A 5,391-nucleotide genomic window follows, 5' to 3' on the forward strand; every position below is an offset into this window, starting at 1 on the left:
ATGCTGAACAGCTATTCCGGCTGGGCGGCCGCGGCAATCGGCTTCACGCTCGGCAACGATCTGCTGATCGTCACCGGTGCGCTGGTCGGCTCCTCGGGTGCCATCCTCTCCTACATCATGTGCAAGGCGATGAACCGCTCCTTCATCTCGGTCATCCTCGGCGGCTTCGGCGGCACGACGGGCCCGGCGATGGAAATCGAGGGCGAGCAGGTGGCGATCGACGCCGAAGGCGTGGCCGCAGCGCTGAATGACGCCGACAGCGTCATCATCGTTCCCGGCTACGGCATGGCGGTGGCGCAGGCGCAGGCAGCTGTCTCCGAACTGACCCGCAAGCTGCGCGCCGACGGCAAGATCGTGCGCTTCGCCATCCATCCGGTGGCTGGCCGTCTTCCCGGCCACATGAACGTGCTGCTGGCCGAAGCCAAGGTGCCTTACGACATCGTGCTGGAAATGGACGAGATCAACGACGACTTCCCCAATACCGACGTCGTCATCGTCATCGGCTCCAACGACATCGTCAACCCGGCCGCCCAGGACGATCCGAACTCGCCGATTGCCGGCATGCCGGTTCTGGAAGTGTGGAAGTCCAAACTGGTCATCGTCTCCAAACGCGGCCAGGGCACGGGTTACTCCGGTATCGAGAACCCGCTGTTCTACAAGGACAATACCCGCATGTTCTACGGCGACGCCAAGAAGTCGATCAACGATCTTCTACCGCTGATCAAGTAAATGAAAAGGGCGTTTCCGGGAAACCGGAAACGCCTTCGAATTTCTGAGAAACGACGATACTTTTCGTCCGGGGTGACGGTGTGCGGATGCTACGGCCGCGCCAAACGGAACCGTTTCGCGGGACTTTGTCGATAGACTGCCGCCACTTCCAACTTTCAAAAGACCGCGCTCAAAGCACCCGGTAACGCCGGTTGAAATACATCAGCGCCTCATCGCCCGCATTGATCTTCATATCGACGACATCGCAAATCAGAATATCATGCGTGCCGCCGTCATGCGCCTCGCGGATGCGGCAGTCGAAAGAGACAAGCGCGTCCTCCAGAACCGGCGCGCCGGTTTCAAGCACACCCCAGCTCCCGGCGGCGAAACGCTCTTCCGCCGGCGTCTTGCCGCCGAAAAGCGTGCTCAGCACCTCGTGATGGGCGGCGAGCGTGTTGACGCAGACGACGCCATTGGCCTTCACCACCCTGTAAGCGGAAGAATTGCGGTTGAGGCAGATAAGAAGCGTGGGCGGATTGTCGGAAACGCTGCAAACCGCCGTCGCTGCAAAGCCTGCACGGCCTGCCGCCCCGTCCGTGGTGACGATATTGACCGCCGCACCGAGCCGCGCCATGGCGTTTCTATAATCGAGGCTGCGCTGCTGTGCAGTCTTCGTCTCCATTTCCGCTTCCTTTTCAAGAGACATCATCTGCATCTAACCCATCCTTCCTTAACAGGCCATCAAGCCAGCACACAGGCGTCTTCGAAGCCAAGGCGGGGCAACCGTCCAAAAAGCTTCGACGGATCGCCATAGCCGAGATTGATCAGGAAATTGGACTTCCACGTCGTGCCTGCGAAAAACGCCGCATCCACCTTGCCTTTGTCGAAACCGGACATTGCCCCGGTATCCAGTCCCAACGAGCGGGCTGCCAAGATGAGATAACCCGCCTGTAGCGTGGCATTGCGGAAGGCCGTTTCCTCGGCCACGGCCGGGCTGGAGGTGAACCACGAACGGGCATCGGCATGCGGAAACAGCATCGGCAGTTTTTCGTAAAATTCGCGGTCGATGGCGGCGATCACGGTGACGGGTGCTGCCATGGTCTTTTCAAGATTGCCCGACGAAAGCGCCGGCCGCAGTTTTTCTTTCGCTTCCTGGCTGCGCACGAACACGAAACGCCCCGGCGAGCAATTGGCCGAGGTCGGACCCATCTTCGTCAGATCGTAAAGCTCTCTCAGCGTCTCGTCGCCGACCGGCTTGTCAGCCCAGCCATTATGGGTGCGCGCCGCGGTGAAAAGTGCTGCAAGTGCCTTGTCGTCGAGTGCTGTGGTCATTGTCTTAAAAATCCCGTCAGAATGTTCGTGTTGCCGGTAGCAGAAACTGCAAAAGCCGAGCGTTGAAAAGGTCAGCTTCGGTAATATTGACCGCATGCGCCCCGAAATCGAGAAGGCAGAGTTCGCCCTGCGGCAAACCCTCAGCGAGACGGAGAGAGCGGGTATAGGGCACCAGAAGATCGTCCTTCGTTCCCACCACCAGAACCGGATTGCCGATCTCGCCAAGGCGGGTATCCACATCGAAGGCCCTCAGCGCCGCGATGCGCCGAAGCACATTCGCCTTGCCCTGAAAATGCGCGACGCCATGGGCATCGTCCCGCGCCAGTCGCTCCTGATGTTCCGACATCCAGGCAGCCGGATAGAGAAACAGCGGTTGGGCTTTCACGAAAGCCTCGACGCCGGATTTCTCCAGAAGCTCGATCCGCACATCGAAGCAGCGCCCGGAATGCGGATCGGCCTTGCTCCATGCATTGATGAGAACGAGCCTGTCGATGAGACCGGGCCTGCGCAGCGCGATATCGAGGCCGATCAGACCGCCAAGCGCATGACCCATGAAGTGGAATTTCTCGAGGTTCAGCGCCGAAGCGATTTCCAGCACATCATCCGCCATCGCCGATATGCCGCCCTCCAGCGGCACCTCGCCGCCGGTCCTGCCGGTTCCGCGATGGTCGTAGGTGACGATCCGGAAATGATCGGAAAGGGCTTCGATCTGCGGTGCCCAATACGAGCCCGATCCGCCCAGTCCCGATGACAGCAGGATTGTGGGCGCCTCAGGATCAGTCCGGCCATGAACCTCGAAATGCATCATCTGCCGTTTCGCCCTATTTGCCGATATGGGCGACGGTGGCGATTTCCACCAGCGCGTCGGGCTTCACGAGGCCGCACTGGATGCAATAACGCGCCGGCTTGTCGCCGGGGAAATATTCGGCATAGACCGTGTTGACGGCCTGATAATTCGCCCAGTCGGTGATGAAGATATGGTTCATCGTCACGTCTTCCATCGTGCCGCCGGCGGTTTCGATGACGGACTTGATGGTTTCCAGAACATGACGGGTCTGCGCGCTGGCATCGCCCACATGCACGACATTATTGTCCTTGTCGAAGGGCAGCGTACCGGAAACGTAAACCACGCCATCGGCAAGGGTTCCCGGCGAAAAGGGAGCGATGGGTTTGCTGGTGCCGGCGGGCACGACGATCTTCTTCGGCATTTCGTTCTCCTCTTGTGGTTGGATATCAAGCGCTGACGGGTGCGGCCTGCGAGATGACGCCGCAGAAATCATTGACGGTGGCGACCCAGCCGAAAAATTTCTCGACATTGTAGACCGTCGCCTGCTGGATATAGTCCGGCCCGAGATGATGCGTGGCATCCTCCAGCATCACCCCGAAATATTCGAGATGGAAGGCGTCGCGCAGCGAGCTTTCCACGCAGACATTGGTGGCGATGCCGACAAAGACCAGATTGCGAATGCCGCGGGCGCGCAGCACGCTGTCCATATTGGTGTTGAAGAAACCGCTGTAACGCGTCTTCGGCACCAGAATATCGCCGGGCTGCGGCTGCAGCTCGTCGACAATGGCATAATCCCACGTCCCCTTGGCCAGCAGCTGGCCCTGCAACTCCGGCCTTTTGCGCATCGTCTTCAGCGCATTGGACTTGTGCCAGTTGGGCGAACCCGGCCCGCCCGCCTCGACATAGTCCTTGTCCCAGCCATTCTGGAAATAAATGACCTGAACGCCCGCCGCCCGCGCCGCATCCAGCGTCTTCTTGATGTTGGCAATGGTGCCCTTGGCCCCGGAAATATCGAAACCGGCAAGATCGACATAACCGCCCTCGGTCGAATAGGCGTTCTGCATGTCGACCACGACAACGGCGGTCTCGCTGGGTTTCAGGGTGATCGGCTCCGGCCGGGCGGGAAGCGTCACGCTTTCCGAACGGCTTTCCGGCCCCTTGTAACCCGCCACGACGGCTTCACTCATTCCGCAGCCTCCAGTGCAGCCTGAACATGCGCGCGGCTCTTCATCAGCGGCTGCACATATTTGCCGAATTTCTCGACACCTTCGAGGAAGTCGTCGAAGGTCAGCATCACGCCGCCCGTTCCCGGCACTTCGCTCATCTCGTCCAGCATGGCCGCCACTTCCTCATAGGAGCCGATCAGCGTTCCCATGTTGATGTTGACCGCCGAGACGGGATTGGACATGTGCCGGACATTGGTGTCGGAGCCGGATTTGGTGTCGACAGCGCTTTGCAGGCCGAGCCACTTGATCGCATCCTCATCCGCACCGGCCTTGTAGTGCTCCCATTTCGCCCAGGCATCCTCGGATTTTTCCTCGGCAAGCACCATCGTCAGCACGACGGATTTAACCTCGCGGCCGGTCTTTTCCGTTGCCGCCAGCAGCCGCTCATTGGTGGGCGCGAAGGCCTTCGGCGTATTGACGCCAACGCCGAAGCAGAAGCTGTAATCGGCGAACTTGGCCGAAAACGCCATGCCGGAGTTGGAGGAACCGGCGCAGATGAGTTTGACGTCGCCCTGCGGCACCGGCTTCATGCGGCAATCCTCCATCTGGAAAAACTTGCCCTTGTAGTCCGACTGGCCCTCCGTCAGCAGCTCTTTCAAGATGGAGGTATATTCGCCGAGATATTCGTAGCGGTCACCGAAATAATCGTCGCCCGGCCAGAGCCCCATCTGGCTGTATTCCGGCCGCTGCCAGCCGGTAATAAGATTGATGCCGAAACGGCCGCCGGAAATGGAATCGATGGTCGTCGCCATGCGGGCAACGATGGCCGGCGGCATGACCAGCGTTGCGGCCGTGCCGAACAGCTTGATCTTGGAGGTGACGGCGGCAAGGCCCGCCATCAGCGTGAAGGATTCCAGATTATAGTCCCAGAACTCGGTCTTGCCGCCAAAGCCGCGCAGCTTGATCATCGACAGCGCGAAGTCGAAACCATATTGCTCCGCCTTGAGCGTGATCGCCTTGTTCAGGTCGAAGCTCGGTTTGTATTGCGGCGCGTTTTCTGACAGCAGCCAACCATTGTTCCCGATCGGGATAAAAACACCAACTTCCATCTTGCTGTTCCCTTTTTTGCATCAGGTGTCTCCTGACTTGGCAAAAGAGTAGCAGGTTCTGTGCCAGACCAAATAAAATAATTTTATCAAATGGATAAAATTTTGGAGGCGAATTATTTTTACCAAAAGATAAAAATTTTATCATTCGATAAAATTATTTGCCTGTTTATTCGGCAAATATCGAACGCAATCTGCGGGAAATGGGCGGCTCTTACATCGGTCGCGGAGCGTCGTACAAAATCCGGAAGCTCTTCTCCGTCATGCCGGACTAGATCCGGCATCCAGCCAC

Annotated in this window: 7 protein-coding genes; 1 reads left to right on the forward strand and 6 read right to left on the reverse strand. The window is 58.8% G+C overall.

Features of this window, described 5'->3' with window-relative positions; all coding sequences use genetic code 11:
- Positions 1-729 (forward strand): NAD(P)(+) transhydrogenase (Re/Si-specific) subunit beta (locus tag L901_RS21120; RefSeq protein WP_197419714.1); only part of this gene is annotated, 729 nt, incomplete at its 5' end.
- A gap of 169 nt (positions 730-898) precedes the next feature.
- On the opposite strand, the gene rutF is transcribed toward L901_RS21120, so the two are convergent.
- Genes rutF through rutA form a run of 6 tightly spaced genes read right to left on the reverse strand, consistent with a single transcriptional unit; the run spans position 899 to position 5,102 of the window.
- Positions 899-1,423 carry an NADH-dependent FMN reductase RutF gene (rutF, locus tag L901_RS21125; RefSeq protein ID WP_059760055.1) on the reverse strand — a complete coding sequence of 175 codons (525 nt, stop codon included), beginning with the start codon at positions 1,421-1,423 and terminating at the stop codon, positions 899-901.
- Between the two features lie 26 nt (positions 1,424-1,449).
- Positions 1,450-2,040 carry a malonic semialdehyde reductase gene (locus L901_RS21130; RefSeq protein ID WP_059760057.1) on the reverse strand — a complete coding sequence of 197 codons (591 nt, stop codon included), beginning with the start codon at positions 2,038-2,040 and terminating at the stop codon, positions 1,450-1,452.
- Positions 2,041-2,056: 16 nt separating this feature from the next.
- Positions 2,057-2,848, reverse strand: a complete 792-nt coding sequence (gene rutD, locus L901_RS21135) for a pyrimidine utilization protein D (RefSeq protein ID WP_059760058.1) — start codon at positions 2,846-2,848, stop codon at positions 2,057-2,059.
- 13 nt (positions 2,849-2,861) lie between these two features.
- Positions 2,862-3,248 (reverse strand): pyrimidine utilization protein C, encoded by a 387-nt coding sequence (gene rutC / locus L901_RS21140; protein WP_003492069.1) that lies wholly within the window; start codon positions 3,246-3,248, stop codon positions 2,862-2,864.
- A gap of 25 nt (positions 3,249-3,273) precedes the next feature.
- Positions 3,274-4,014 (reverse strand): pyrimidine utilization protein B, encoded by a 741-nt coding sequence (rutB, locus tag L901_RS21145; RefSeq protein WP_003492071.1) that lies wholly within the window; start codon positions 4,012-4,014, stop codon positions 3,274-3,276.
- A complete protein-coding gene (gene rutA, locus L901_RS21150; RefSeq protein ID WP_059760061.1) occupies positions 4,011-5,102 on the reverse strand; it encodes a pyrimidine utilization protein A in 1,092 nt (363 codons plus the stop codon). The genes rutB and rutA overlap by 4 nt, the downstream gene beginning before the upstream one ends.
- Positions 5,103-5,391: the final 289 nt, after the last annotated feature.

This window comes from Agrobacterium sp. D14 (assembly GCF_001526505.1).
GTDB classification, from domain to species: Bacteria; Pseudomonadota; Alphaproteobacteria; order Rhizobiales; family Rhizobiaceae; genus Agrobacterium; species Agrobacterium leguminum.